The following is a 25,790-nucleotide window of genomic DNA, read 5'->3' on the forward strand; positions in this document are numbered from 1 at the left end:
TGGGAACCCCATGAATCCACTCGCTCCCGTCCTGACCATCGACGGCCCTTCCGGGGCCGGCAAGGGTACCATCAGCCGCATCATCGCGCGCCGGATGGGCTGGCATTACCTGGATTCGGGCGCGCTGTACCGGGCAGTGGGCGTGGCCGCGAGCTGGGCCGACATTGATACGTCCGATGCCTCGGCACTGGTGCGCTGCACCTTCGACACCCATGTTCAGTTTGTTGAACAGGGCGAGTCGATGCGGGTCATGGTCAACGGCACCGATGCCACCGACGAGCTGCGCCTGGAGACCACTGGCGCCCTGGCCTCGGCCATTGCCGCCATTCCGGAGGTCCGCGCGGCCCTGAAGGAGCGCCAGCGCGCATTCAGGGAGCTGCCCGGCCTGGTTGCCGATGGCCGCGACATGGGTACGGTGATCTTCAAGGACGCCCCCTATAAGGTCTTCCTGACCGCCAGTGCCGAGGAGCGCGCCGAGCGCCGGCATAAGCAGTTGAAAGACAAGGGGGTTTCTGTTAACTTTGATGACCTCCTGCGCGAGATCATGGCCCGCGACGCCCGTGATGCTCAGCGTACCGTGGCGCCCCTGAAGCCGGCAGACGATGCTGTCCTCATCGACACCACAGGCATCGGCATCGCAGATGTCGTTGCCAGAGTGATGGATCTGCTTCCGGTTCCGGCTGCCTGATCCGTTCGCGCGGGAGCACTGCCAGCAGCATCGGCGGTGGTCGCGCATAACAGTGCTGTACCAGCTCCGTCGCGCAATGATGCGTGGCGGTTTTCCTACTACACACGACCTGCGTTTCCGGGGTCGACCAACAGGCGGGCGGTCGCCATTCCCCTGAAGGGGACGCCACCGACCCATGTGTCCAACAGAGTAAATCTAATGACCGAATCATTTGCCGAACTGTTTGAAGCCAGCCAGGCCAACCTGGCCAAGCTGAAGCCGGGCGCCATCGTCAGCGGTACCGTTGTTGAAGTCCGCGGCGATGTCGTGGTGATCAACGCTGGCCTGAAGTCCGAAGGCATCGTGCCGATCGAACAGTTCCGTAACGACGCTGGCGAAATCGACGTCGCCGAAGGCGACATCGTCAAGGTCGCCCTCGACTCGATCGAGAACGGCTTCGGCGAAACCGTCCTGTCGCGCGAGAAGGCCAAGCGCGCGATGGTGTGGGACGAGCTGGAAGAAGCGTTGGAAAAGAACGAAACCATCACCGGCCGCATCAGCGGCAAGGTCAAGGGTGGTTTCACCGTGGACATCAAGGATGTCCGCGCCTTCCTGCCGGGTTCCCTGGTCGATGTGCGCCCGGTGCGCGATCCGGCCTACCTGGAAGGCAAGGAGCTCGAGTTCAAGCTCATCAAGCTGGACCGCAAGCGTAACAACGTCGTCGTCTCGCGCCGCGCTGTCGTCGAAAGCGAGCACTCGGAAGAGCGCGAGCAGCTGATGGACAAGCTGCAGGAAGGCGCGATCCTGAAGGGTGTCGTCAAGAACCTGACCGATTACGGCGCGTTCGTGGACCTGGGCGGTATCGACGGCCTGCTGCACATCACCGACATGGCGTGGAAGCGCGTGCGTCACCCGTCGGAAGTCGTGAACGTCGGCGACGAGCTGGACGTCCGCGTGCTGAAGTTCGACCGCGAGCGCAACCGCGTTTCGCTGGGCCTGAAGCAGCTGGGCGAGGATCCGTGGGACAACATCGGCCGTCGTTACCCGGCCAACAGCCGCGTCTTCGGCAAGGTCTCCAACGTCACCGATTACGGTGCGTTCGTTGAGATCGAGCCGGGCGTCGAAGGCCTGGTGCACGTCTCCGAGATGGATTGGACCAACAAGAACGTCAACCCGTCCAAGGTTGTCCAGGTGGGTGATGAAGTCGAAGTGATGGTGCTGGACGTCGATGAAGAGCGTCGCCGTATCTCGCTGGGCATGAAGCAGGTTGCCGCCAATCCGTGGGAAACCTTCGCTGCCACCCACAAGAAGGGTGACAAGGTGTCGGGCCAGATCAAGTCGATCACCGACTTCGGCATCTTCATCGGCCTGGACGGCGGCATCGACGGCCTGGTCCACCTGTCCGACATCAGCTGGAACACCACCGGCGAAGACGTCGTTCGCAACTTCAAAAAGGGCGATACCCTGGACGCCGTCGTCCTGGCTGTCGATCCGGAGCGCGAGCGCATCTCCCTGGGCGTGAAGCAGCTGGAGCAGGATCCGTTCGGCCAGTACATGGCTGCCAATCCGAAGGGCTCCAAGGTCGAAGGCGTGGTGAAGGAAGTCGACGCCAAGGGCGCGATCATCGAGCTGGCTGACGGCATCGAAGGTTACGTCTCGGCCCGCGACATCGCCAACGAGCGCGTTGACGACGCCACCCAGCACCTGAAGGTCGGCGACAAGGTCGAAGCCAAGTTCGTGGGCATGGACCGCAAGGGCCGTACCCTGCAGCTGTCGATCAAGGCGAAGGACGACGCTGAAATGCGCGAAGTGCTGGAGGAATACCAGTCCTCTTCGGCTTCCAGCGGCACCACCCAGCTGGGCGCGCTGCTGCGTGCACAGCTGAACGGCAACAAGTCCGAGTAATCGGCCTTACGCTGTTCGTTGTTTCCTGGACGGCCCGGGCATTGCCCGGGCCGTTTCAGGCTGGGATACCCCTGATGTGAGCCGGTAATGACCAAATCCGAACTGATCGAAATCCTTGCGCGCCGCCAGGCGCACCTGAAGGCCGATGATGTCGATCTGGCGGTGAAGTCGTTGCTGGAAATGATGGGCGGATCGCTGTCCGCCGGGGATCGCATCGAAATCCGTGGTTTTGGCAGCTTCTCGCTGCACTATCGTCCGCCGCGCCTGGGTCGCAACCCGAAGACCGGCGAATCGGTTGCCCTGCCGGGCAAGCACGTCCCCCATTTCAAGCCGGGCAAGGAACTGCGCGAGCGGGTCAGCAGTGTGCTGCCGCTGGACGCCGATCCGGCCTGAGCCTCCCGTCGCGCCACCGCGTGCGAATCCAGCCGCGAGTCGGATAAGCTACGGACTCCTGCCACTGGAGCTGTCGCATGAAGGTTTTTCGTCTGCTGGTCCTGCTGGCGGTACTGATCCTTGGATTGATCATCGGTGCGGTCAACATGACCGCGATGTCGATCAACCTGCTGTTTACCCAACTGCACACCTCGGTGGGCGTGGCCCTGATCGCCGCGCTGCTGGTGGGTGTCATCGTCGGCGCTGGCCTGGTGCTGGTGAGCGTGGTCATTCCGCTCTACAGCCAGTTGCGCCGCGCCAACAAGTCCGCTGTCGCCACGCCGGCACCGGTTGCTTCCCCCCAATCTTTTGATGGACGCTGATCGAAGATGGATTTCGTCACCGAGTGGTTCTGGTTCTTCCTGTTCGTTCCGCTGGCCGCACTGGCCGGGTGGGTGATCGGACGGCGTGGTGGTCAACGCCACGGTGACAGCCAGGTCAGCCGCCTGTCGAGCACCTATTTCCGTGGCCTGAACTACCTGCTCAACGAGCAGCCGGACAAGGCCATCGAGCTGTTCCTGCACATCGCCGAGCTGGACAAGGAAACCTTCGAGACCCAGGTCGCGCTGGGCCATCTGTTCCGTCGCCGCGGCGAAGTCGACCGCGCCATCCGCTTGCACCAGGGCCTGGTCAACCGCCACGACCTCAGCGATGCGCAACGCGTGCAGGCGCTGCTGGCGCTGGGCGAGGACTATATGAAGTCCGGCCTGCTGGACCGCGCCGAAACCGTGTTCACCGAACTGGCCCAGCTGGACCAGCGTGCCCCGCAGGCACTCAAGCACCTGATCGGCATCTACCAGGCCGAGCGCGACTGGGAAAAGGCGATCGACAACGCCACCCGTTTCGAGGATGTCACCGGCGAGCCGATGGGCAAGCTGATCGGGCAGTTCGAATGCGAACTGGCCGAACGCTTCCGCGGTGCCGGCAAGCTGGAAGAGGCGAGGGCAGCGATTGCCCGGGCCTACCAGGCCGATGCGATGTCGGTCCGTGCCGGCATCATTGAAGGGCGCCTGGAAACCGATGCCGGCAATCCGGAAGCGGCCGTGCGCGCCTTCGAGCGCGCGGCGCGCAACGATCCGGAGTACCTGCCGGAGCTGCTGCCGGCGCTGATGCAGAACTACCGCAAGGTGGGCGATCTGGCCGGCGCGCGCGCCTTCCTGTCGGAGATGACCGAGCATTACCGTGGCATTGCCCCGGTGCTGGCGCTGACCCGTCTGATGGAAGAGCAGGAGGGCGTGGCCCCGGCCCGTGCCTACCTGGGCCGCCAGCTCAAGGATCGCCCGTCGGTGCGTGGCGAGTCCGCGCTGATCGACCTGACCCTGGCTGAAGGTGCCGATTCCACGGCGACCCTGCATGACCTCAAGCACATCACCGACCAGTTGCTGGTGCGCAATCCGGCCTATCGCTGCACCCGTTGTGGTTTCGGTGCGCGCACCCACCACTGGCAGTGCCCGAGCTGCAAGGAGTGGGGTACGGTCAAGCCGCTGCTGAACTACGCGGTGCTCTGATCCATGCCGTGGCTCGTGATGGGCGCGCTGTTGGGTCTGGCCCTGCTGAGTGCGGCACTGACCTGGGCAGCGCGGGGCTATGCGCTGCGCCGGCAACTGTTTGACCAGCCGGGCGAACGCCGCAGTCATAGCGTGGCGACCCCGCGTGGCGGCGGCATCGCCATCGTCATCAGCCTGCTGGTGACCGCCGGTGTTGCCATGTGGGCCTGGCCCGAAGCGCGTCCGAGCCTGCTGGTCGCCAGCCTTGGCCTGGCGCTGGTGGCGGGTATCGGCTGGTGGGACGACCACCGGCCGCTTCCGGCCATGCGCCGCCTGATGGTGCACTTCATCGCCGCCGCGCTGCTGGCCGCGCTGGTCAAGGTCCATGGCGGCAGCTGGCTGCTGGCCGTACTGGTCCTGCTGTTCACCGCTTCGCTGATCAACATCTGGAATTTCATGGATGGGATCAACGGCATCGCCGCCAGCCAGGCCATCGTGGTCGCGCTGGGACTGGCGCCGCTGCTGCCTTGGCCGTACTCGCTGGCGGCGGTCGCGTTGGGCCTGGCCTGCCTTGGCTTCCTGCCGTTCAACTTCCCGCGGGCCCGGATCTTCATGGGCGATGTCGGAAGTGGCGCGCTGGGCTACGCGGTGTCGGCAGTGCTGGCACTGGCCAGCGTAAAGACCGACATCCACTGGATGCTGCTGCTGGTGTCGGCATCGCCCTTCCTTGTGGACGCGGGCTTCACACTGCTGGCGCGCATCATTTCCGGACAACGCTGGATGGAACCCCATACCCAGCACGTTTACCAGCGCGCGGTGCAGGCAGGAGCCAGTCACGCCCAGGTAACAGGGATGTACTTTGCTTTGGGCCTGTTCAGTATTACAGTGCTTAATGTCTGCTCCAATTTGCAGCCGAGGTGGGAGGCTGCCGTGGCGATCGCGTGGTTCACCGCGCTGAGCGTCCTCTGGCTCCTCCTGCGCAATGGATTGCGCCACCCAAAAGGAAATACCTGACTTATGGCTTCACCCTGGCGGGACAGAATCCTCGGCCTGATGCCGCGTTCGGCCATCGTCTGCCATGACCTGTTCATGGTCTGGGCGTGCTGGCAGCTGCTCCACGCGGGGCGGTACTCGATCCTGGCCAACGCCCCCGAGCTCCCACTCTGGAACGTCGACACCACGCTGGTGCTGCTGCTGCAGGGCATGGTGTTCTGGCGCGTCGGCCTCTATCGCGGCCTGTGGCGGTTCGCCAGCGTCAGCGACCTGCTGAACATCTTCAAGGCCAGCTTCATCGGCATGGTCGCCATCGTGCTGGTGCTGATGTGGAAGCGCTTCGACGGCGTGCCGATGTCGGTGCTGGTGATCTATCCGTTCGCGCTGTCGGCGCTGCTGGGCGCGCCGCGCCTGCTGTACCGGGCCTGGAAGGACTATCAGGCGCTGCAGTCGGACTCGTCCGCGCGTCGCGTGCTGATCCTGGGTGCCGGCCAGGCCGCCGAGACCCTGGTCCGCGACCTGCGCCGTTCGGGCAATTTCGAGCCGGTCGGCCTGCTGGACGACGCGCCGCACCTGCGCGGTGCCAAGCTGCAGGGCCTGCCGATCCTCGGCACCCTGGACGATGCGCCGACAGTGGTCCGCGAGACCGCGGCCAAGCTGCTGGTGATCGCCATTCCGTCGCTGGACGCTGCGGGCATGCAGCGCATCGTCGCCATCTGCGAAAGTACCGGCGTGCCGTTCCGCACCGTGCCCAAGCTCAGCGATATCCTGCAGGGCCAGTCGCTGCCGGGGCAGTTGAAGGAAGTGGCGATCGAGGACCTGCTCGGCCGCAAGCCGATCATGCCGGACTGGAACCTGATCCGTGGCTGGTTGGGCGGGCGTACGGTGATGGTCACCGGCGCCGGTGGTTCGATCGGCTCCGAGCTGTGCCGCCAGTGCGCGCGTCACGGCGCCGGCCGCATCATCCTGCTCGAGATCAGCGAACTGCTGCTGCTGACCATCGAGGGCGAGCTGCGGCGCAGCTTCCCGGATGTCGAGGTCGAAGCGGTGCTGGGCGACTGCGGTGACCCGGCGGTGATCCGCCACGCCCTGTCGCTGCACCCCGTCGACACCGCCTTCCATGCCGCCGCCTACAAGCATGTGCCGGTGCTGGAGCGGCAGCTGCGCGAAGCGGTGCGCAACAACATCCTGGCCACCGAGAACGTGGCCCGCGCCTGCCTGGAGGCACGCGTGGAGCATTTCGTGTTCATCTCCACCGACAAGGCGGTCGACCCGGTCAATGCGCTCGGCGCCAGCAAGCGCTATGCGGAGATGATCTGCCAGAGCCTGGACCAGAAGTCCACGCATACCCGTTTCGTCACGGTGCGCTTCGGCAACGTGCTGGCCTCTGCAGGCAGCGTGGTGCCGTTGTTCCGCGAACAGATCCTGCGTGGCGGGCCGGTGACCGTCACCGATCCGGAGGTCAGTCGCTACTTCATGACCATCCCGGAGGCCTGCCAGCTGATCCTGCAGGCGGCCGCTTCGGCGTCGCACGGTGCGATCTATACGCTCGACATGGGCGAGCCGGTGCCGATCCGCGTGCTGGCCGAGCAGATGATCCGCCTGGCCGGCAAGCAGCCGTACAAGGACATTCCGATCATCTACACCGGGCTGCGTCCGGGCGAGAAGCTGCACGAGACGCTGTTCTATTCGGACGAGGACTACCGTTCCACCGCGCACCCGAAGATTCTCGAGGCCGGTGTACGCACGTTCTCGCGTGATCTGGTGTTGGGCAATGTTCCACGTCTGCGCGATGCCGTGGCTGGTTACGACACCACCAGCATCCAGGAGATCCTGTTCGCGACGATGCCGGAGTTTTCTCCTATCGAACAGGATGCTTACATTTCATCCGCTAAAGTCGTACCTTTTCCGGCACGTGAGGCCAACAGGCACCAATGAGCAAGCGAATTCGCAAGGCAGTTTTTCCAGTGGCAGGGCTCGGGACGCGCTTTTTGCCGGCAACCAAGACGGTTCCGAAGGAAATGTTGCCGATCATTGATCGTCCGCTGATCCAGTACGCGGTCGATGAGGCGATCGAAGCGGGCTGTGACACGCTGGTGTTCATTACCAACCGCTACAAGCACGCGGTCGCCGACTACTTCGACAAGGCCTACGAGCTGGAGCAGAAGCTCGAGCGCGCCGGCAAACAGGAACAGCTGGAGATGATCCGCCACGTGCTGCCCAACGGCGTGCGTGCGATCTTCGTGACCCAGGCCGAGGCCCTGGGCCTGGGCCATGCGGTGCTGTGCGCCAAGGCCGTGATCGGCGACGAGCCGTTCGCGGTGCTGCTGCCGGATGACCTGATCTGGAACCGCGGCGACGGCGCACTGAAGCAGATGGCCGACCTCAACGAGGCCAGTGGTGCAAGCGTGATCGCCGTTGAAGACGTGCCGCACGACAAGACTGCCAGCTACGGCATCGTGGCCACTGACGCGTTCGACGGCCGCAAGGGTCGCATTTCGCAGATCGTGGAGAAGCCGAAGCCGGAGGACGCGCCGAGCGACCTGGCGGTGGTCGGCCGTTATGTACTGAGCCCGAAGATCTTCGAGCTGCTGGAGCAGACCGGCAGCGGTGCCGGTGGCGAGATCCAGCTGACCGACGCGATCGCGCAGCTGCTGAAGACCGAAGAGGTTGATGCCTATCGTTTCGAGGGCACCCGCTTCGACTGCGGCACGCATCTGGGGCTGGTGGAAGCGACGATCCGCTTTGCGCTGGACAACCCGAAGCTGGCCGGGCCGGCGCGGGAGAAACTGACGGCGATGTTGGCGGAATAAGGTTTATCAAGCGCTCCGTTCGCGGCGCCTTGATTGATACGTGGGGGAGGGGGCGGATGGCCCTCTCCAAAACACGCCAAAGCCCTTCCATGGTGCTCGATGGCGCCTTGCTCGTGTGCGCTGTCCTGCGCACACGGCAAGACCGGGGTTGGGCGTCCTGCCCAACCCGCCCGAGGCATGCCTCGGGCCCATGGCGCCAACGGTTTTGGAGAGGGCCATCCGCCCCCTCTCGACAGTTTCCGTGCGGCGCGGACGGGAAGGGCGGAATCAAAGGCAGAAGCACAATCAAAAAAGGCAGCCTCTGGCTGCCTTTTTTGATTGTTGGGGTCAGATCCCTTTGCGCAGCAAAGGGCTCTGACCCCAGCCTTTGACCCTGCCTTTGCTCATCCCTCCGCCGCGCGGAATGTTGGGTGGCGCGGGTGGGTGAGGCTGACCGGGACTGTCAGCGGCATGGGCCAGGCGCATGCGCCTGGCGGGTTGGGCAGGACGCCCAACCCCGGCCTTGCTGCGTGCGCAGGATTGCGCACGCTAGCAAGCCGCTGCCAAGCCCCCAGGGACGGGTTTACGGCGTGTCCCGGGCAGCCTCACTCACCCGGGCCCCACAGCCAACCAACAATCAGCCGGCAACGCTTTGAACCTTACAGCGCCTCGAAAATACCCGCCGCGCCCATGCCGGTGCCGATGCACATCGTCACCATGCCGTACTTCTGCTGGCGACGACGCAGGCCGTGCAGCAGGGTTGCGGTACGGATCGCGCCGGTTGCACCCAGCGGGTGGCCCAGGGCGATCGCGCCGCCCAGCGGGTTGACCTTGCTCGGGTCCAGGCCGCAATCGCGGATCACCGCCAGCGACTGCGCGGCGAACGCTTCGTTCAGTTCAATCCAGTCCAGCTGGTCCTGGGTCAGGCCCGCCTGCTTCAGTGCCTTCGGGATCGCGGCGATCGGGCCGATGCCCATCACTTCCGGGCGCACGCCGGCCACCGAGAAACTGACGAAACGGGCCAGCGGGGTCAGGCCGTAATCCTTGATCGCCTGCTCAGAGGCCAGCAGCACGGCACCGGCGCCATCGCTCATCTGCGAGGAGTTGCCGGCGGTGACGGTGCCGCCGAACTGGCCGTTGCGGAACACCGGGCGCAGCTTGGCCAGGCCTTCGGCGGAGGAGTCCGGGCGCGGGCCTTCGTCGGTGTCGGCGATCTTGTTGCGGGTGATGATGCGCTGGCCATCGGCCAGGTCCGGCAGGTGCGAGACGATCTCGTACGGGCTGATCTCGTCCTTGAACTCGCCGTTCTGGATCGCCGCCATGGCCTTCTGGTGCGAGGCGAGGGCGAAGGCGTCCTGGTCTTCGCGCGAGACCTTCCACTCTTCGGCCACCTTCTCGGCGGTGATGCCCATGCCGTAGGCGATGGCCACGTGGTCGTTGTCGAACACGCTCGGTGCCATGGCGATCTTGTTGCCCATCATCGGCACCATTGACATCGACTCGGTGCCACCGGCCAGCATCAGGTCGGCGTTGCCCAGGCGGATCGCGTCGGCAGCCTGCGCCACGGCCTGCAGGCCGGAGGAGCAGAAGCGGTTCACGGTCTGTGCGGCGATGGTGTTCGGCAGGCCGGCCAGCAGCACGCCGATGCGGGCGACGTTCATGCCCTGCTCGGCTTCCGGCATCGCGCAGCCGATGATCGCGTCATCGATGCGGTTGACGTCCACGCCCGGGGCCTGCGCGACGACGCTGCGCAGCACGTGCGCGAGCATGTCGTCGGGGCGGGTGTTGCGGAACATGCCCTTGGGCGCCTTGCCGACCGGAGTACGGGTGGCGGCGACGATGTAGGCGTCCTGGATTTGCTTGGTCATTGCAGTGATCTCTCGAAGTTTTTTGCCGGTGTGCCCACCAGGGTGGGCACCTACCAGAGGCGGAGGAGTGCCCACCAAGGTGGGCACCCACCAAAAGCAGGGATGGCGATCAGTTACGCAGCGGCTTGCCGGTCTTCAGCATGTGCGCGATGCGGGCCTGGGTCTTTTCCTGCTGGGCCAGTTCGACGAAGTGCTTGCGCTCCAGGGTCAGCAGCCACTCTTCGTCCACCAGGGTGCCGCGGTCGACCTTGCCGCCGCACAGCACGGTGGCGATGCGCTCGGCGATCTCGTAGTCGTACGGGCTGATGAAGCGGCCTTCCAGCATGTTGACCAGCATCATCTTGAAGGTGGCGATACCCACGTCACCGGCCACCTGGATGCGGCGTGCCGGCAGCGGCGGACGGTAGCCCGCTTCGGCCAGGGCGCGCGCTTCGGCCTTGGCGATGTGCAGCGCTTCGTAGCTGTTGAACACCACCTTGTCGGTGCTGCGCAGCAGGCCCAGTTCCTTGGCGTTGACCGCGGAGTTGGACACCTTGGCCATCGCCACGGTCTCGAAGGTCTTCTTCAGTTCGGCGAACACATCACCGCCCGGGCCTGCGGCCTGCGAGGCGCGCACGGCCAGTTCCTTCAGGCCACCACCGGCCGGCAGCAGGCCGACGCCGGCCTCGACCAGGCCGATGTAGCTTTCCAGGAAGGCCACGGTCTTGGCGCTGTGCATCTGGAACTCGCAGCCACCACCCAGCGCCAGGCCACGCACGGCGGCAACCACCGGCACCAGCGAGTACTTGATGCGCTGGCTGGTGCGCTGGAAGTTGGCAACCATTTCTTCGAACTGGTCGACCTTGCCGGCCTGCAGCAGGCCCAGTGCACCGGCCAGATCGGCACCGGCAGAGAAGGGCTCCTTCTGCTGCCAGATCACCAGGCCCTGGAAGTCCTTCTCGGCGCGGCTGACGCATTCCTGCAGGCCGTCCAGCACCTGGTCGGACACGGTGTTCATCTTGGTCTTGAAGCTGACCACGGCAATGCCATCACCGTCGTGCCACATGCGCAGGCCGTCGTTCTCGAACACGGTCTCGCCCGGCGCGAACTTCTCGCCCAGCAGCGGATCGGGGAAGCGCTGGCGCTGGTACACCGGCAGCGACGAGCGCGGCAGCTTGGCATTGCGCGACGGGCTGTAGCTGCCTTCGGCGGCATGCACGCCGTCGCGGCCATCGAACACCCAGTCCGGCAGCGGGGCGTTGCTCATGCTCTTGCCGGCCACGATGTCATCGGCGATCCACTGTGCGACCTGCTTCCAGCCGGCGGCCTGCCAGGTTTCGAACGGGCCCAGCGACCAGCCGTAGCCCCAGCGGATGGCCAGGTCCACGTCGCGCGCGGTCTCGGCGATGTCGGCCAGGTGGTAGGCGCTGTAGTGGAACAGGTCGCGGAAGGTCGCCCACAGGAACTGCGCCTGCGGGTGCTGGCTTTCGCGCAGCTTGGCGAACTTCTCGGCCGGGTTCTTGATCTTCAGGATCTCGACCACTTCCGGCGCGGCAGCGCGATCGGCTGGGCGGTAGTCCTGCTTCTCCAGGTCCAGCACCACGATGTCCTTGCCAACCTTGCGGAAGATGCCGGCGCCGGTCTTCTGGCCCAGCGCGCCCTTGGAAATCAGCGCGTCCAGCCACTTCGGCGACTTGAAGAACTCATGCCACGGATCATTCGGCAGGGTGTCGCCCATGGTCTTGATGACGTGCGCCATGGTGTCCAGGCCGACCACGTCGGAGGTGCGGTAGGTCGCCGACTTCGGGCGGCCGACCAGCGGGCCGGTCAGGCCGTCCACTTCATCGAAGCCCAGGCCGAACTGCTGGGTGTGGTGGATGGTGGACAGGATCGAGAACACGCCGATGCGGTTGCCGATGAAGTTCGGGGTGTCCTTGGCGTACACCACGCCCTTGCCCAGGGTGGTGACCAGGAAGGCTTCCAGGCCTTCCAGCACGGCGGCGTCGGTGGTGGTGGCCGGGATCAGCTCGGCCAGGTGCATGTAGCGCGGCGGGTTGAAGAAGTGCACGCCGCAGAAGCGGTGACGCAGCTGCTCGGGCAGCACGTCGGCCAGCTTGTTGATGCCCAGGCCCGAGGTGTTGGAGGCCAGCACCGCGTGGTCGGCCACGAACGGCGCGATCTTCTTGTACAGGTCCTGCTTCCAGTCCATGCGCTCGGCAATGGCCTCGATGATCAGGTCGCAGTCCTTCAGCTGCTCCAGGCCCGACTCATAGTTGGCCGGGGTGATGGCTTCGGCCAGCGACTTGCTGGCCAGCGGCGCCGGGCTCAGCTTGCCCAGGTTGGCGATCGCCTTCAGCACGATGCCGTCGGCCGGACCTTCCTTGGCAGGCAGGTCGAACAGCACGGTGTCGACGCCAGCGTTGGTGAGGTGGGCGGCGATCTGGGCACCCATGACGCCGGCACCCAGCACGGCGGCGCGGCGGACTAGCAGGGAATTGGACATGGTGTAGGGCCTTTGTTGGTCAGCAGTTACTGGGTGGAATCAAAGGGAAGCGGGCAGGGCGCTGGCGCGTGCGGCGGCGCGGAACCCGGCTTCGGCGAAATGGATCAGTTCGTGGGCGGCATGGGCACGATGCGCCGCTTCGGTGACACCGGCGGGACGCTTGATCAGCCCGAAGTCGGCCATGGCATAGGTGAGCGAGCCGGCCAGGAAGTCCAGGCGCCAGTACAGCTCTTCCTTGCTCAGGCCGGGCACGCACTCGCCGATGGCCTTGCCGAACGCACGCAGCACGTGGCCGTAGTGGTCAGACAGGAACTTGCGCAGGTTGTCGTTCTTCTCGGCATAGGCGCGGGCGATCACGCGCACGAAGGCGCCGCCGTTCTGGCGGTCCTGGGCCAGCGCCAGCGCCGGTTCGACGAAGGCGGCCAGCACCGGGCGCAGTTCACCGGGGTGTTCGCTGCGGGCGCGCTCCAGCTGTGCCAGGCGCGCACCGGTCATCTCGTCCATGCGGCGGCGGAAGACCTCGTTGACCAGGTTTTCCTTGGAGCCGAAGTGGTAGTTGACCGCGGCGATGTTGACGTCGGCCTGGCTGGTCACCTGGCGCAGCGAGGTGCCGGCGAAGCCGTGCTGGGCGAACAGCTCCTCGGCCGCGCCGAGGATCCGGTCCTTGGTCGAGAAGTGGGCGGGCTTGGCCATCGATGGGCGGACCTTAATCAAACGATTGTTTGATACTAGAACCAGACGGTACCGTATGGCATTTTGCAGTGCAGCAAAATCAGCCGGCTCGGTCAGATTTCACTCAGGTGGGTGAATGGGTGGACCTGAGCCTGTAGAGCCGAGTCCGCGCTCGGCTGCTCTTCAGCCCAAAGGCCAGCCGAGCATGGGCTCGGCTCTACTACAGGCCCACACGGCCCTCTACCACCCGGCCACGTTATCTTTTACAATTCGCCTACGTTTATCAGGCTAAGCCCGCGTCCCGACGCGGGTTTTTTTCATGTTACCCTTCGGGCCATCAGCGGCCCGATTCCATTGGAGACATCCCATGGCGCTGGAGCGCACCCTTTCGATCATCAAGCCGGACGCCGTTGCCAAGAACGTCATCGGCGAAATCTACGCCCGCTTCGAGAAGGCCGGCCTGAAGGTCGTGGCCGCCAAGTACAAGCAGCTGTCGCGCCGTGAAGCCGAAGGCTTCTACGCCGTGCACCGCGAGCGTCCGTTCTTCAACGCGCTGGTCGAGTTCATGATCTCCGGCCCGGTGATGATCCAGGCCCTGGAAGGCGAGAACGCCGTCCTGGCCCACCGCGACCTGCTGGGCGCCACCAACCCGAAGGAAGCCGCTGCGGGCACCATCCGCGCCGACTTCGCCGAATCCATCGATGCCAACGCCGCCCACGGCTCGGACTCGGTCGAGAATGCCGCGATTGAAATCGCCTACTTCTTCGCCGCCACCGAAGTCGTCTCGCGCTGAGAGTAATGCCGTGAACGAGGTCGTACAGTCCCCCGCCATCCAGCCGCTGCCGAAGTCGGCACCCACGGCTGGCAAGCAGAACCTGCTCGACCTCGATCGCGCGGGCCTGGAGAAGTTTTTCGTCGAGGTTCTTGGCGAAAAGAAGTTCCGTGCCCACCAGGTGATGAAGTGGATCCACCATCGCTACGTCACCGACTTCGATGAAATGACCGACCTCGGCAAGGTCCTGCGCGCCAAGCTGCAGGCCCATGCCGAGGTACTGGTTCCGAACATCGTGTTCGACAAGCCCTCCGCCGACGGCACCCACAAGTGGCTGCTGGCGATGGGCGTGGATGGCAAGAACGCCATCGAGACCGTGTACATCCCGGACAAGACCCGCGGCACGCTGTGCGTGTCTTCGCAGGTCGGTTGCGGCCTGAACTGCACGTTCTGCTCCACCGCCACCCAGGGCTTCAACCGCAACCTGACCACCGCCGAGATCATCGGCCAGGTGTGGGTTGCCGCGCGCCACCTGGGCAACGTGCCGCACCAGATGCGCCGCCTCACCAACGTGGTGATGATGGGCATGGGCGAGCCACTGATGAATTTCGACAACGTCGTGCGCGCCATGAGCGTGATGCGCGACGACCTGGGCTACGGCCTGGCCAACAAGCGCGTGACCCTGTCGACCTCCGGCCTGGTCCCGCAGATCGACCGCCTGTCTGCCGAAAGCGACGTGTCGCTGGCGGTGTCGCTGCATGCGCCGAACGATGCGCTGCGCGAGACCCTGGTGCCGCTCAACAAGAAGTACCCGATCGCCGAGCTGATGGCCTCGTGCGCACGCTACCTGCGCGCCAACAAGCGCCGCGAATCGGTCACCTTCGAATACACCCTGATGAAGGGCATCAACGACAAGCCCGAGCATGCCCGCGAGCTGGCCCGCCTGATGCGCCAGTTCGACAACGCGGTGCAGGCCAAGGATTCGGGCAAGGTCAACCTGATTCCGTTCAACCCGTTCCCGGGTACCCGCTACGAGCGCTCGGAAGAGGCGCATATCCGCGCCTTCCAGAAGATCCTGCTCGACAGCAACGTGCTGACCATGGTCCGCCGCACCCGTGGCGACGACATCGACGCTGCCTGTGGCCAGCTCAAGGGCCAGGTGATGGACCGCACCCGCCGCCAGGCGGAGTTCAACAAGACGCTGCAGGCGGGGAAGGGGAGCGATGCCGCGGCCTGACCGCCTCTGGCTGGTTCTGCTCGCAGGCGTGCTGGCCGTTGCGGTCGGCGGCTGCAAATCCCAACCCAAGGCCAGGCTGGGCCCCAGCGAAGCGCCGGTCTACTCGGTCCGCGATCCGGACAACGTGCGGCGTCAGGTGCGCCTGCAGGACCTGCTGGCACTGGCCGCCCGCGACATGCAGGTCGGCAACCTCGATGCGGCCGAACGCAAGGCGCGCGAGGCGCTGAAGCTGGCACCCGAATCGCCTGATGCGCTGGTGCTGATGGCCGGCATCGACGAGCGCCGTGGCCGTACCCAGCAGGCCGGCGAAAGCTTCCGCAGGGCTGCCGAACGGGCGCCGCAGCGCGGGGACGTCCTCAACAATTACGGCGCGTGGCTGTGCCAGCAGGGCCGGCCGGCCGAGTCGCTGGCCTGGTTCGATCGTGCGCTGCAGGCGCCGGGCTACGCCACACCGGCCGAGGCCCAGGCCAATGCCGGGGGCTGTGCCCTGGACGCTGGCCAGCTTGAACGTGCCGAGCGCGACCTGCGCGCGGCGCTGTCGACGCTGCCGGGAAACCCGGTCGCGCTGGAGGCGATGGCCCAGCTCAGCTTCCGCCAGGGCCGCTACATGGAGGCCCGGGCCTTCGCCGAACGTAGGATTGCGGCTGCACCCGCAACGCGTTCCGTGTTACAACTTGCGTCTCAAATCGAAGCGCGGCTGGGTGATCGGGCGGCATCTGATCGCTATATTCAGCGGATTCGACAGGAATTTCCGCAGGAAGCGGGCTCCTAACTCCAGGGTTGATGCATTGTGATTGATGACCAGACTGTGAGCGCTCTCGAGACTGCGGCCGGCTGCGGCAGCCGCCTGCGCCAGGCCCGCGAGGCGGCCGGACTGACCCTCGAAGATGTCGGCTCGCGCCTGCGCATGCCGGTCCAGGTGGTCAGGTCGCTGGAAGAAGAACAATGGCAGAAGCTTGGCGCGCCGGTGTTCGTGCGCGGCCAGCTGCGCAGCTACGCGCGGCTTCTGGATGTGGACGTGGGAGAGCTGCTGGAGCAGGCCCAGGTCGGCCCGGTGGTTCCGCCCACCCTGGTCAGCCATACCCATACCCCGCGTGCGCGCCGCATTGCCGAGAATCTCGGCCGTCGCGTGCTGTATGTCGGCATCACCGCGGTGCTGGCGGTGCCGGTGTGGTTTGCCACCCGTGGCCATTTCGATGGCAGTGCCACCCCGTCGCCGAATACCGCCTCGCTGGACGCCATCCCGGCCGCCGTGCCGGTAACCCCGTCCGCTGCGGGTGTCGAGCCCTCGGCGCCGGCTGAAGTGGCGAGCGCCCCGGCCAGCAAGCCGGCCGCCACCCCGTACGTGGCCTCGCTGGCCCCGGTGCCGCGTTCAGCCCCGGCGCCAGCGGCTGCCGCCAACACGCTGGACATGCAGTTCAGCGGCGACAGCTGGGTCGATATCGGCGGCCCGGACGGCGCTACCGTCGAGAAGGCGCTGATCAAGTCCGGCGAAAGCCGCAGCTTCACACCGGGCCAGGTGACCCGGGTGACCCTGGGCAACGCCTCGGCGGTCCAGGTTCAGCAGAACGGCGCTATCGTCGATCTGACCCCCTACCAGCGAGCCAACGTGGCACGCTTTCAGGTATCCTCTGAAGGCTCCGTAGTCCCGGTTTCGCACTGAGGCGCGGTTTCACCACCTTCGATTAATCCCAATGGTCCCTCCCGATGGGCGGGGCGAGAGTACGCATGGCGATCGACGATCTGCTCGACGAGCACGAACAAAGTGAACGCGTCCGCAGCTGGCTGCGGAAGAATGGCGCCAGCATCCTCGGTGGCGTAGTCATCGCCATCGGTGCCATTGCCGGCTGGCAGTGGTACCAGAAGGATCAGGGCGGCAAGCTGGCCTCGGCCAATGTCGAGTACCAGAAGGCGCTCGTTGGCCTGCAGCAGAACAAGCTCGACGACGCCTCCAAGGCGGTCAAGGCGCTCGAAGCCGGCCCGTCCAGCATCTACGGCGACCTCGCGGCGCTGCAGCTGGCCAAGGCCCAGGTCGACGCCGGCAAGAACGAAGAAGCCCTGGCCACCCTGCGCGGCGTGAAGGTCGAAGGTGACCTGCAGCGCGTGGTCGACCAGCGTGTGGCCCGCCTGCTGGTGGCCACCGGCAAGAGTGACGAGGCGATCAAGCTGCTGGGCAGCGCCACTGACAGCAGCAGCCTGGAAATCCATGGCGACGCGCTGATGGCGCAGGGCAAGCGCGATGACGCCCGGAGCCAGTACGAGAAAGCGCTGAAGTCGCTGGACGTGGCAGCGCCGCAGCGGCGCCTGCTGGAAACCAAGGTTATGGACGCCGGCGGCACCGTTGCCGCCCCTGCGGAGTCGGTTTGATGAGTCAGAAGGTCATGATCACCCGCGTCGCCACCGTGCTCCTGATGGGCATGGCCCTGAGCGGCTGCAGCACCGTGAAGGGCTGGTTCGCCGGCAAGGACGCGGCCGCGAAGAAGGCACAGGAACCGGCTGAGCTGGTCAAGTTCGAGCCGACCCTGAAGGTCAACAAGGCCTGGTCGGTCAACCTCGGCAAGGGCGAGCGCCGCATCGGCGTGCGCCAGGGCCCGGCGGTGGCCAACGGCCACGTGTTCGCTGCGGCGCTCACCGGTGGCGTGCACGCCATCGACCTGCAGACCGGCAAGAAGGTCTGGACCTGGGAGCCGAAGAAGGAAAAGAAGAAGGCCAAGCTGCGCCTGTCCGGCGGCCCGGGGGTCGGTGAGAACCTGGTCGTGATCGGCACGCTGGATGGCCAGGTCATCGCCCTGGACATCAACGACGGCAGCGAGAAGTGGCGCGCCCGTGTTCCGGGTGAAGTCATCGCCGCGCCGGCCATCGCCCAGGGCGCGGTCTACGTGCGCAGCAATGACGGCCGCATCACCGCGTTCGATGCCGGCAACGGCACCCAGAAGTGGTTCAACCCGAGCGAGCTGCCGGCACTGACCGTGCGTGGCAACGCGCCGGTGGTGACCGGCCCGGGCGTGCTGTTCATCGGCAAGGACGAAGGCGCGGTTGCCGCCCTGGCCCAGCAGGATGGCCGCACCCTGTGGGAACAGAACGTGGGCAACGGTGAAGGCCGTACCGAGCTGGAGCGCATGGCCGATGTCGACGGCGCGCCAGTGCTGGATGGCAACACCCTGTTCGTGAGCAGCTTCAAGAACCAGACGATGGCCATCGAAGGCCCGACCGGTCGCCCGCTGTGGGCGCGCGACCATGGCGGTGCCGGTGGTGTGGCGGTCTCGTCTGGCAATGTGTTCGTCACCGACAACAAGGGCGGCGTGTTCGGCCTGGACAAGGCCAGCGGCGCAGCGATGTGGTCGCAGACCGCACTGGCCCGTCGCTCGCTGACCGGTCCGGCACTGCACGGCGACTACGTCGTGGTCGGCGACTACAAGGGATACGTGCACTGGTTGCAGACCTCCGATGGTGCGATGGCGGCACGGGCGAAAAGTGGCGGCGACGCCCTGCTGGCCCAGCCGGTCGTCGTAGACGGGGTGCTGCTGGTGCAGAACGTTGATGGCAAGCTGACCGCCTTCCGGTTGGCAAATTAAAAATTGGAGTAATCGCGATGCTGCCTTTGGTCGCCCTGGTTGGACGGCCGAATGTCGGCAAGTCGACTATTTTCAATGCGCTTACGCGCACCCGTGACGCGCTGGTCCATGACCAGCCCGGCGTCACCCGCGACCGCAACTACGGCGTCTGCCGCCTCGACGAGGACAACCATTTCCTCGTCGTGGATACCGGCGGTATCGCGGAAGAGGAAGAAGGTCTGGCCGGGGCTACCACCCGCCAGGCCCGCGCCGCTGCGGCGGAAGCCGACCTGATCCTGTTCGTGGTTGATGCCCGTGAGGGTACGTCGGCGATGGACGACGAGATCCTGGCCTGGCTGCGCAAGCTGTCGCGCCCGACGCTGCTTCTGATCAACAAGATCGACGGCACCGACGAGGACACCGTGCGTTCGGAGTTCGCCCGTTACGGTTTCGGCGAGATGCTGACCGTGTCGGCTGCGCACCGCCAGGGCCTGGACGACTTGCTGGACGAAGTGGTCCAGCGCCTGCCGGAAGAAGGCAGCGGCGAAGAGCTGGACAACGATCCGAACCGCATCCGCATCGCCTTCGTCGGCCGCCCGAACGTGGGCAAGTCGACGCTGGTCAACCGCATTCTTGGCGAGGAGCGCATGATCGCCTCCGACGTGCCGGGCACCACCCGTGACTCGATCGCGGTGGACCTGGAGCGTGACGGCCGCGAATACCGCCTGATCGATACCGCCGGCCTGCGCCGTCGTTCGCGCGTGGACGAGGTCGTCGAGAAGTTCTCGGTGGTCAAGACCATGCAGTCGATCGAGCAGTGCCAGGTGGCCGTGCTGATGCTGGACGCCACCGAAGGTGTGACCGACCAGGATGCCACCGTGCTCGGCGCCGTGCTCGATGCCGGCCGCGCGCTGGTGATCGCCATCAACAAGTGGGACGGCCTGACCGAGTACCAGCGCGAGCAGGCGGAAACCATGCTGTCGCTGAAGCTGGGCTTCGTGCCGTGGGCCGAGTCGGTGCGCATCTCGGCCAAGCACGGCTCGGGCCTGCGTGAGCTGTTCCGTGCGGTGCACCGCGCGCACGAATCGGCGAACAAGACCTTCACCACCAGCGAAGTGAACAAGGCGCTGGAAGTGGCTTACGAGACCAACCCGCCGCCGACCATCCGCGGCCACGTCTCCAAGCTGCGCTACGTGCACCCGGCCGGCTCCAATCCGCCGACCTTCATCGTGCACGGCACCCGCCTGAAGGAGCTGCAGGAATCCTACAAGCGCTACCTGGAGAACTTCTTCCGCAAGCGTTTCAAGCTGATCGGCACGCCGGTGAGCTTCATCTTCCGCGAGGGTACCAACCCGTACGAGGGCAAGAAGAACGTCCTCACCGAGCGGCAGGTCAAGGCCAAGCGGCGCTTGATGAAGCACGTCAAGGGCAAGTGATGCAGAAAAAGGCGGCCTGAGGGCCGCCTTTTTCGTTGTGATGCAGGGGCGGCCGCCTTGCTCAGGCGTGGCCCCACGGCAACAGCACGCCACGGAACCTCATCCGTCCTGACGACAGGCGGTCGTACGCCTCGGTCGCCTGATCCAGATCAAAGGTCTCGACCATCGGCTTCACCTTGCCGGCGGCGGCAAGCTGCAGCACTTCGCTGAGGTAGTGCTGGCCACCATGGGTGGCGCCGATCACGCGCTGGCGCATCATGTGGAACGGCACGCCTTCGGACGAGATCGAGAACGGCTGACTGAAGTCCAGGCCGCACAGCACAACGCGCCCGTCGACACGCAGGCCGGTCATCGCTTCTTCGGCCGAGCTGAATTCATTGGTGGTCACCAGCAGCACGTCGGCGCCGCCGATGGCCTTCAGCTCCTTGCCATTGGCCACGACCTTGTCGGCGCCCAGCTGCTGGGCGAGCGCATGCTTGTCTGCGGAATGGGTGATGGCGATGGTCTCGAAGCCGCAGGCCTTGGACAGCTGCAGGGCGACATGGCCCAGTCCGCCGATGCCCAGTACCGCGATCTTCTCCCGTGGCTGGGGCGCCGCATCGCGCAGCCCGCTCCAGGTCGTGTAGCCGGCACACATCATCGGCGCCGCATCCACGTAGGAGAGTCCGTCAGGCAGCAGCACCGTGCCTTCGGCGGAGATCGCGATGTACTGGGCATGGCCGCCCTGCGCGGCGAAGCCGGTGGTGCGGGGTGCATCGCAGTTCATTGCCGTCTGTCCGGACAAGGGGCGGTTCTCGCGGCAGTAGGGGCAACGCCCACAGGACGACTGGACCCACGTGGTGCCCACGCGATCGCCCACCCGGCGCGAGTGCACGCCGGCGCCCACCTCCACCACTTCTCCGACTACTTCATGCCCCGGTGTCTGCGGGTAGATGTCGCCGCCATAGCCCTGGGTTGCCCACACGTCCGTGTAGCACATGCCCGATGCGTGGACCTTGACCAGCACCTGGCCCGGTTCGATCACGGGCATCGGCACGTCCTGGACCTGCCACGGCGCATTCGGCCCGGTCATCACAACCGCTTTCATCGTCTTCATCGTCTTGATCCTGTCCCGGTGGGTGAGCGCCGAGGGCGGGTGCCCGCGGACTACTCGGAGCGTAGAATCGGTTGACTATCAAGACAATCGCTTCAATATTTCACGATATGGTGAGCCGAATTCAACAAACGAGCGGAGGGGATCTGACCGCCTTCACCGCGTTCCTGGCGGTGGCGGCGCATCGGAGCTTCCGCAGCGCGGCGGCAGAGCTGAACATCACGCCGTCGGCGATCAGCCATGCGATCAAGGCGCTCGAGCAGCGGCTGGGTGCGCGCCTGTTCAATCGCACCACGCGCAGCGTCTCGCTGACCGATGCCGGGGAGCGCCTGGCGGAAAAACTGCGGCCGGCCATGGCCTCGATCGAGGAGGCCCTGCAGTCCGTGGACACTGAAGCCGGCACGCCGCGTGGCACGGTCCGCATCAACGCCAGTGAGGGCGCCATACGGCTCGTGCTGAAGCCGGTGCTTGCGCGGTTCCTGCGCCAGTACCCGCAGGTCCACCTGGACATCGTCAGTGACGGCCGGTTGGGCGATATCGTTTCGGAGGGGTTCGATGCGGGTATCCGCCTGACCGAAGCCGTGCCCCAGGACATGGTCGCGATAGCGGTGACCGCCCCGATGCGCTTCGCGGCGGTGGCCTCGCCGGCGTATCTGCAGGCGCGTGGCCGTCCACTGCGGCCGCTGGATCTGCATCAGCACGACTGCATCCGTTTCCGCTTTGAAAGTGGGGCGATCTACCGGTGGGAGTTCGAGCACCAGGGCACTACCGAGCGGGTGAACGTCTCCGGGCCGATCACGTTGACGGACCAGCCGTTGATGGTCGACGCGGCCATTGAAGGGATCGGCATCGCCTTCGTTCCCGAGCATCTGGCACTGGAACCGTTGGCCGATGGCCGCCTGCTGCGGTTGCTTGAGGACTGGTGTCCTGAATTTCCTGGCCTCTCGCTGTACTACCCGGGCCATCGGCATGTGCCGCCCGGGCTGAAAGCGCTGATCGGTCTTCTTCAGGAACAGCACGGCGGGCGCGGGTAGTCCGGGTAGCGCTGGGCATTGATCAAGGCAAGGCAGAGCGGCCTGCGCGATAATGCGGCCATGAGCATCCAAGAGCTTTCCCCCGCGCAGGCGTGCGAGCGCCTGACCCACGGCGCCGTGCTGATCGATGTGCGCGAGGCGCACGAACGGGCCGGCGGGATGGCCGAGGGCGCGCGCGGCGTGGCCAAGGGCGAGCTGCAGGCTGATCCTGGCGTGCATCTGCCAAAGCGCGACCAGGAGATCCTGCTGATCTGCCAGAGCGGTAAGCGCTCGGTCGATGCCGCGCAGTTCCTGCTGGAGGCCGGCTACACAAACGTCGCTTCCGTGACGGGCGGCACCGTGGCCTGGCGCGAGCAGTCGCTACCGCTGGTGCAGCCGCTGGCCAGCGCCGCCGACCGCGATTTCTTTGATCGCTATTCGCGGCACCTGCTGTTGCCACAGGTAGGCGAGGCCGGCCAGCGCCGGTTGCAGCAGTCGCGCGTGCTGGTGCTGGGCGCGGGCGGGCTGGGTGCCCCGGCCGGCTTCTACCTGGCCGCCGCGGGGGTAGGGCACCTGCGCTTCGCCGACCACGACCGCGTGGAGCGCAGCAACCTGCACCGGCAGATCGTGCATACCGAAGCCAGTGTCGGCCAGCTCAAGGTCGATTCCGCGCGCGAGCGCCTGCTGGCGCTGAACCCCTCCATCGACGTCGAGGCCGTGCCCGAGCGGGTCACCTCCGAGAACGTGGATGCGCTGCTGGAGGGAGTGGATGTGGTGCTGGATGGGTCGGACAACTTCCCGCTGCGCTACCTGCTCAACGACGCCTGCATCAAGCATGCCAAGCCGTTGGTGTATGCCGCCATTGAGCGCTTCGACGGCCAGGTCAGCGTGTTTGATGCCGGTCGCCAGCGTGGCGTGGCACCGTGCTATCGCTGCCTGTTCCCGGAACCGCCGCCGCCGGAGTTCGCGCCGAACTGTTCGGAGGCAGGGGTGCTGGGCGTGCTGCCCGGCCTGGCCGGCGTGCTGCAGGCCACCGAGGTGCTGAAGCTGCTGCTGGGCATCGGCGAGCCGCTGGTGGGGCGGCTGCTGCGCTTCGATGCGCTGGGCATGCGCTTCCGCGAGACCGGCATCCGGCCGGACCCGCATTGCCCGGTGTGTGCGCCGGGCGTGCCGTTCCCGGGGTATATCGATTACGCCGCGTTCTGCCGGGGTGGGTGAACCCGGCCGGGGATCCATCCACGCCATGCGTGGATCTACCGGGGCGCGGCGGCTGTGCGTCATCCACGCATGGCGTGGATCTACTGTAGAGCCGAGCCCATGCTCGGCTGCTTTTCGCACACAGCAGAAGCAGCCGAGCGTGGGCTCGGCTCTACAGCGACTTGCAACGGTTTCGGGATGATGCCGGGGCGGGCGCCCATCATCGTTCCACATCCAAGACAATCCGGCGCAACATGCGTGCTATTGCCGTCATCGGCATTGCTCTATTGTTGAACCCGATTCTGGATCTTGGGGAACACACCGCATGGCGGTAGAAGCAGCGACCAGCGAGCTGGTCAAGGTCGTCGCCCTGTTGGGCGCGGCGGTGGTGATGGTGCCCCTGTTCCGCCGGGCCGGTCTGGGCTCGGTGCTGGGCTACTTCGCCGCTGGCCTGGCGATCGGACCGTTCGGGCTGGGCTGGTTCTCCGACCCGCAGGCCATCCTGCATACCGCCGAACTCGGCGTGGTGATGTTCCTGTTCGTGATCGGCCTGGAAATGCGGCCCTCGCACCTGTGGAGCCTGCGCAAGGAAATCTTCGGGCTGGGCACGCTGCAGATCGTCACCTGTGCGCTGGTGCTGACCAGCATCGCCAAGCTGTTCGGCCTGCCGTGGCAGGTGGCCTTCATCGGCGCCACCGGCTTCGTGCTCACCTCCACCGCGGTGGTGATGCAGCTGCTGGCCGAGCGCGGTGACATCGCGCTGCCGTCGGGGCAGAAGATCGTCTCCATCCTGCTGTTCGAAGACCTGCTGATCGTGCCGTTGCTGGCGCTGGTAGCCTGGATGGGCCCCAGTGCGGGTAGTGCCGATGGCGAGGGTTCGCGCTGGCTGTCGGTGGCGATCGGCGTGGGTGCCATCGTCGGCCTGGTGCTGGTCGGCCGCTTCCTGCTCAACCCGTTGTTCCGCGTGCTGGCCGAATCGAAGGCGCGCGAAGTGATGACCGCCGCCGCGCTGCTGGTGGTGCTGGGTGCGGCACTACTGATGCAGCTGTCCGGCCTGTCGATGGCGATGGGCGCGTTCCTGGCCGGCGTGCTGCTGAGCGAATCGACCTTCCGCCACCAGATCGAAGCGGACATCGAACCGTTCCGCGGCATCCTGCTCGGCCTGTTCTTCCTCAGCGTGGGCATGGCGCTGGACCTGGGCGTGGTGGCGGGCAACTGGCAGCTGATCCTCGGCCTGGTGCTGGCGCTGATGGCAGCCAAGGCGCTGTGCATCTACGTGGTCGCACGCATCATGGGCAGCGACCACGCGCAGGCGCTGGACCGTGGCGTGCTGATGGCGCAGGGCGGCGAATTCGCTTTCGTGCTGTTCTCCGCCGCGGCATCGGCCGGCGTGATCAACCTGGAGATCAATGCCAACTTCACTGCCGTGGTGGTGCTGTCGATGGCGCTGACGCCGCTGGTGGTGCTGCTCTACAAGCGCATCGCGCCGAAGCCGACGGTGAACATGGACGGCGTGGACGAGGCCGAGGGCCTGTCCGGCAGCGTGCTGCTGATCGGCTTCGGCCGCTTCGGCCAGGTTGCCAGCCAGTCGCTGCTGGCGCGCGACGTGGACGTGACCATCATCGACAACGATGTGGAGATGATCCAGAGCGCCGCGCGGTTCGGCTTCAAGATCTACTACGGCGACGGCACGCGGTTGGATGTGCTGCATGCTTCGGGCGCGGCCACCGCACGTGCGATTGCGGTGTGCGTGGACAAGGCCGAGGCCGCCGACCGCATTGTTGAACTGGTGGCGCACGAGTTCCCGCAGGCCAAGCTGATGGTGCGCTCGTTCGACCGCGAGCATTCGCTGCGGCTGATCCATGCCGGTGTCGATTTCCAGATCCGCGAGACGTTCGAGTCGGCGGTGCTGTTCGGCCAGGCCGCGCTGGTGGAGCTGGGTGCGGACGAAGACGATGCGGTGGAGATTGCCGAGCAGATCCGTCGCCGCGATGCCGAGCGCTTCGAGCTGGAAATTGCCGGTGGTGGTCTGAATGCCGGCGCGCGGATGATCTACGGCAACAGCCCGCAGGGCGTACCGACGCCAACGCCGTTCACCGCGCCGAAGCGGGAGAGCAAGACGCTCAATCCGCAGGATGTGCCGGAAGAGGAAGAATGAGGTGCCGCGCACCGCGCTCGCCCGGATTGGCG

The 25,790-nt window shown here is 65.9% G+C and carries 22 protein-coding genes; 18 read left to right on the plus strand and 4 right to left on the minus strand.

Annotated elements, in window-relative coordinates; genetic code table 11:
- Positions 1 to 10: 10 nt before the first annotated feature.
- The 8 genes from cmk to galU all read left to right on the plus strand — a co-directional run bounded on the left by cmk (position 11) and on the right by galU (position 8,297).
- Positions 11 to 688, plus strand: coding sequence for a (d)CMP kinase (gene cmk, locus ACTJJM_RS04665; protein ID WP_010484566.1), 678 nt, complete (start codon positions 11 to 13; stop codon positions 686 to 688).
- Positions 689 to 886: 198 nt separating this feature from the next.
- Positions 887 to 2,572 carry a 30S ribosomal protein S1 gene (rpsA, locus tag ACTJJM_RS04670; protein ID WP_005416230.1) on the plus strand — a complete coding sequence of 562 codons (1,686 nt, stop codon included), beginning with the start codon at positions 887 to 889 and terminating at the stop codon, positions 2,570 to 2,572.
- Between the two features lie 87 nt (positions 2,573 to 2,659).
- Positions 2,660 to 2,965: an integration host factor subunit beta gene (locus ACTJJM_RS04675; RefSeq protein WP_005409286.1), complete on the plus strand. Its 306-nt coding sequence runs from the start codon at positions 2,660 to 2,662 to the stop codon at positions 2,963 to 2,965.
- 77 nt (positions 2,966 to 3,042) lie between these two features.
- Positions 3,043 to 3,327, plus strand: a complete 285-nt coding sequence (locus tag ACTJJM_RS04680; RefSeq protein ID WP_010484569.1) for a LapA family protein — start codon at positions 3,043 to 3,045, stop codon at positions 3,325 to 3,327.
- A 6-nt stretch (positions 3,328 to 3,333) separates the two neighbouring features.
- Positions 3,334 to 4,512: a lipopolysaccharide assembly protein LapB gene (gene lapB, locus ACTJJM_RS04685; protein ID WP_005416232.1), complete on the plus strand. Its 1,179-nt coding sequence runs from the start codon at positions 3,334 to 3,336 to the stop codon at positions 4,510 to 4,512.
- Positions 4,513 to 4,515: 3 nt separating this feature from the next.
- Complete coding sequence (locus ACTJJM_RS04690) at positions 4,516 to 5,505, plus strand: MraY family glycosyltransferase (RefSeq protein WP_049454747.1); 990 nt, start codon at positions 4,516 to 4,518, stop codon at positions 5,503 to 5,505.
- A 3-nt stretch (positions 5,506 to 5,508) separates the two neighbouring features.
- On the plus strand, positions 5,509 to 7,422 hold the full coding sequence (locus ACTJJM_RS04695; RefSeq protein WP_043397011.1) for a polysaccharide biosynthesis protein: 1,914 nt from the start codon (positions 5,509 to 5,511) through the stop codon (positions 7,420 to 7,422).
- Positions 7,419 to 8,297 (plus strand): UTP--glucose-1-phosphate uridylyltransferase GalU, encoded by an 879-nt coding sequence (gene galU, locus ACTJJM_RS04700; protein WP_019336276.1) that lies wholly within the window; start codon positions 7,419 to 7,421, stop codon positions 8,295 to 8,297. The genes ACTJJM_RS04695 and galU overlap by 4 nt, the downstream gene beginning before the upstream one ends.
- 638 nt (positions 8,298 to 8,935) lie before the next feature.
- On the opposite strand, the gene ACTJJM_RS04705 is transcribed toward galU, so the two are convergent.
- The 3 genes from ACTJJM_RS04705 to ACTJJM_RS04715 all read right to left on the minus strand — a co-directional run bounded on the left by ACTJJM_RS04705 (position 8,936) and on the right by ACTJJM_RS04715 (position 13,319).
- On the minus strand, positions 8,936 to 10,144 hold the full coding sequence (locus ACTJJM_RS04705) for an acetyl-CoA C-acyltransferase (protein WP_005409292.1): 1,209 nt from the start codon (positions 10,142 to 10,144) through the stop codon (positions 8,936 to 8,938).
- Positions 10,145 to 10,253: 109 nt separating this feature from the next.
- Positions 10,254 to 12,626 (minus strand): 3-hydroxyacyl-CoA dehydrogenase/enoyl-CoA hydratase family protein, encoded by a 2,373-nt coding sequence (locus tag ACTJJM_RS04710; protein ID WP_033834902.1) that lies wholly within the window; start codon positions 12,624 to 12,626, stop codon positions 10,254 to 10,256.
- A gap of 39 nt (positions 12,627 to 12,665) precedes the next feature.
- On the minus strand, positions 12,666 to 13,319 hold the full coding sequence (locus tag ACTJJM_RS04715) for a TetR/AcrR family transcriptional regulator (protein ID WP_049453251.1): 654 nt from the start codon (positions 13,317 to 13,319) through the stop codon (positions 12,666 to 12,668).
- Between the two features lie 346 nt (positions 13,320 to 13,665).
- Between ACTJJM_RS04715 and ndk the strand changes: the two genes are divergently transcribed.
- The 7 genes from ndk (at position 13,666) to der (ending at position 20,297) form a co-directional block, all read left to right on the plus strand.
- Positions 13,666 to 14,091, plus strand: a complete 426-nt coding sequence (gene ndk / locus ACTJJM_RS04720; RefSeq protein ID WP_008265389.1) for a nucleoside-diphosphate kinase — start codon at positions 13,666 to 13,668, stop codon at positions 14,089 to 14,091.
- Positions 14,092 to 14,101: 10 nt separating this feature from the next.
- Positions 14,102 to 15,307 (plus strand): 23S rRNA (adenine(2503)-C(2))-methyltransferase RlmN, encoded by a 1,206-nt coding sequence (gene rlmN, locus ACTJJM_RS04725; protein WP_005409296.1) that lies wholly within the window; start codon positions 14,102 to 14,104, stop codon positions 15,305 to 15,307.
- Positions 15,294 to 16,079: a type IV pilus biogenesis/stability protein PilW gene (gene pilW / locus ACTJJM_RS04730; protein ID WP_019338407.1), complete on the plus strand. Its 786-nt coding sequence runs from the start codon at positions 15,294 to 15,296 to the stop codon at positions 16,077 to 16,079. Before rlmN ends, pilW begins: the two co-directional genes overlap by 14 nt.
- Positions 16,080 to 16,097: 18 nt before the next feature.
- Positions 16,098 to 16,970, plus strand: a complete 873-nt coding sequence (locus ACTJJM_RS04735; RefSeq protein WP_019338408.1) for a RodZ domain-containing protein — start codon at positions 16,098 to 16,100, stop codon at positions 16,968 to 16,970.
- 65 nt (positions 16,971 to 17,035) lie between these two features.
- Positions 17,036 to 17,674: a YfgM family protein gene (locus ACTJJM_RS04740; protein WP_010484590.1), complete on the plus strand. Its 639-nt coding sequence runs from the start codon at positions 17,036 to 17,038 to the stop codon at positions 17,672 to 17,674.
- On the plus strand, positions 17,674 to 18,882 hold the full coding sequence (gene bamB, locus ACTJJM_RS04745; RefSeq protein WP_010484593.1) for an outer membrane protein assembly factor BamB: 1,209 nt from the start codon (positions 17,674 to 17,676) through the stop codon (positions 18,880 to 18,882). The genes ACTJJM_RS04740 and bamB overlap by 1 nt, the downstream gene beginning before the upstream one ends.
- 17 nt (positions 18,883 to 18,899) lie before the next feature.
- The gene (gene der, locus ACTJJM_RS04750; protein ID WP_010484595.1) at positions 18,900 to 20,297 is read left to right on the plus strand and encodes a ribosome biogenesis GTPase Der; all 1,398 of its coding nucleotides are present in this window, start codon (positions 18,900 to 18,902) and stop codon (positions 20,295 to 20,297) included.
- Positions 20,298 to 20,358: 61 nt separating this feature from the next.
- Here the strand turns inward: der and ACTJJM_RS04755 are convergent, their stop codons facing one another.
- Positions 20,359 to 21,393 (minus strand): alcohol dehydrogenase catalytic domain-containing protein, encoded by a 1,035-nt coding sequence (locus tag ACTJJM_RS04755; protein ID WP_010484597.1) that lies wholly within the window; start codon positions 21,391 to 21,393, stop codon positions 20,359 to 20,361.
- 119 nt (positions 21,394 to 21,512) lie between these two features.
- Here ACTJJM_RS04755 and ACTJJM_RS04760 point away from each other — a divergent pair, with 119 nt between their 5' ends.
- The 3 genes from ACTJJM_RS04760 to ACTJJM_RS04770 all read left to right on the plus strand — a co-directional run bounded on the left by ACTJJM_RS04760 (position 21,513) and on the right by ACTJJM_RS04770 (position 25,758).
- Positions 21,513 to 22,424 carry a LysR family transcriptional regulator gene (locus ACTJJM_RS04760; RefSeq protein WP_312660241.1) on the plus strand — a complete coding sequence of 304 codons (912 nt, stop codon included), beginning with the start codon at positions 21,513 to 21,515 and terminating at the stop codon, positions 22,422 to 22,424.
- A 60-nt stretch (positions 22,425 to 22,484) separates the two neighbouring features.
- The gene (moeB, locus tag ACTJJM_RS04765; RefSeq protein ID WP_440865180.1) at positions 22,485 to 23,621 is read left to right on the plus strand and encodes a molybdopterin-synthase adenylyltransferase MoeB; all 1,137 of its coding nucleotides are present in this window, start codon (positions 22,485 to 22,487) and stop codon (positions 23,619 to 23,621) included.
- A 304-nt stretch (positions 23,622 to 23,925) separates the two neighbouring features.
- Positions 23,926 to 25,758, plus strand: coding sequence for a monovalent cation:proton antiporter-2 (CPA2) family protein (locus ACTJJM_RS04770; protein WP_197598036.1), 1,833 nt, complete (start codon positions 23,926 to 23,928; stop codon positions 25,756 to 25,758).
- Positions 25,759 to 25,790 lie beyond the last annotated feature (32 nt).

The sequence above is a fragment of the Stenotrophomonas sp. 22692 genome, from assembly GCF_052045015.1.
Taxonomy (GTDB): Bacteria; Pseudomonadota; Gammaproteobacteria; order Xanthomonadales; family Xanthomonadaceae; genus Stenotrophomonas; species Stenotrophomonas geniculata.

Bases quoted from the DNA above. Each gene is read 5' to 3' on its own strand.
- ACTJJM_RS04755 (WP_010484597.1), bottom strand. From the start codon at position 21,393: ATGAAGACGATGAAAGCGGTTGTGATGACCGGGCCGAATGCGCCGTGG.
- lapB (WP_005416232.1), top strand. From the start codon at position 3,334: ATGGATTTCGTCACCGAGTGGTTCTGGTTCTTCCTGTTCGTTCCGCTG.
- ndk (WP_008265389.1), top strand. From the start codon at position 13,666: ATGGCGCTGGAGCGCACCCTTTCGATCATCAAGCCGGACGCCGTTGCC.
- der (WP_010484595.1), top strand. From the start codon at position 18,900: ATGCTGCCTTTGGTCGCCCTGGTTGGACGGCCGAATGTCGGCAAGTCG.
- ACTJJM_RS04705 (WP_005409292.1), bottom strand. From the start codon at position 10,144: ATGACCAAGCAAATCCAGGACGCCTACATCGTCGCCGCCACCCGTACT.
- ACTJJM_RS04695 (WP_043397011.1), top strand. From the start codon at position 5,509: ATGGCTTCACCCTGGCGGGACAGAATCCTCGGCCTGATGCCGCGTTCG.
- pilW (WP_019338407.1), top strand. From the start codon at position 15,294: ATGCCGCGGCCTGACCGCCTCTGGCTGGTTCTGCTCGCAGGCGTGCTG.
- rpsA (WP_005416230.1), top strand. From the start codon at position 887: ATGACCGAATCATTTGCCGAACTGTTTGAAGCCAGCCAGGCCAACCTG.
- ACTJJM_RS04710 (WP_033834902.1), bottom strand. From the start codon at position 12,626: ATGTCCAATTCCCTGCTAGTCCGCCGCGCCGCCGTGCTGGGTGCCGGC.
- ACTJJM_RS04740 (WP_010484590.1), top strand. From the start codon at position 17,036: ATGGCGATCGACGATCTGCTCGACGAGCACGAACAAAGTGAACGCGTC.
- ACTJJM_RS04680 (WP_010484569.1), top strand. From the start codon at position 3,043: ATGAAGGTTTTTCGTCTGCTGGTCCTGCTGGCGGTACTGATCCTTGGA.
- galU (WP_019336276.1), top strand. From the start codon at position 7,419: ATGAGCAAGCGAATTCGCAAGGCAGTTTTTCCAGTGGCAGGGCTCGGG.
- ACTJJM_RS04770 (WP_197598036.1), top strand. From the start codon at position 23,926: ATGGCGGTAGAAGCAGCGACCAGCGAGCTGGTCAAGGTCGTCGCCCTG.
- ACTJJM_RS04675 (WP_005409286.1), top strand. From the start codon at position 2,660: ATGACCAAATCCGAACTGATCGAAATCCTTGCGCGCCGCCAGGCGCAC.
- ACTJJM_RS04690 (WP_049454747.1), top strand. From the start codon at position 4,516: ATGCCGTGGCTCGTGATGGGCGCGCTGTTGGGTCTGGCCCTGCTGAGT.
- bamB (WP_010484593.1), top strand. From the start codon at position 17,674: ATGAGTCAGAAGGTCATGATCACCCGCGTCGCCACCGTGCTCCTGATG.
- moeB (WP_440865180.1), top strand. From the start codon at position 22,485: ATGAGCATCCAAGAGCTTTCCCCCGCGCAGGCGTGCGAGCGCCTGACC.
- ACTJJM_RS04715 (WP_049453251.1), bottom strand. From the start codon at position 13,319: ATGGCCAAGCCCGCCCACTTCTCGACCAAGGACCGGATCCTCGGCGCG.
- cmk (WP_010484566.1), top strand. From the start codon at position 11: ATGAATCCACTCGCTCCCGTCCTGACCATCGACGGCCCTTCCGGGGCC.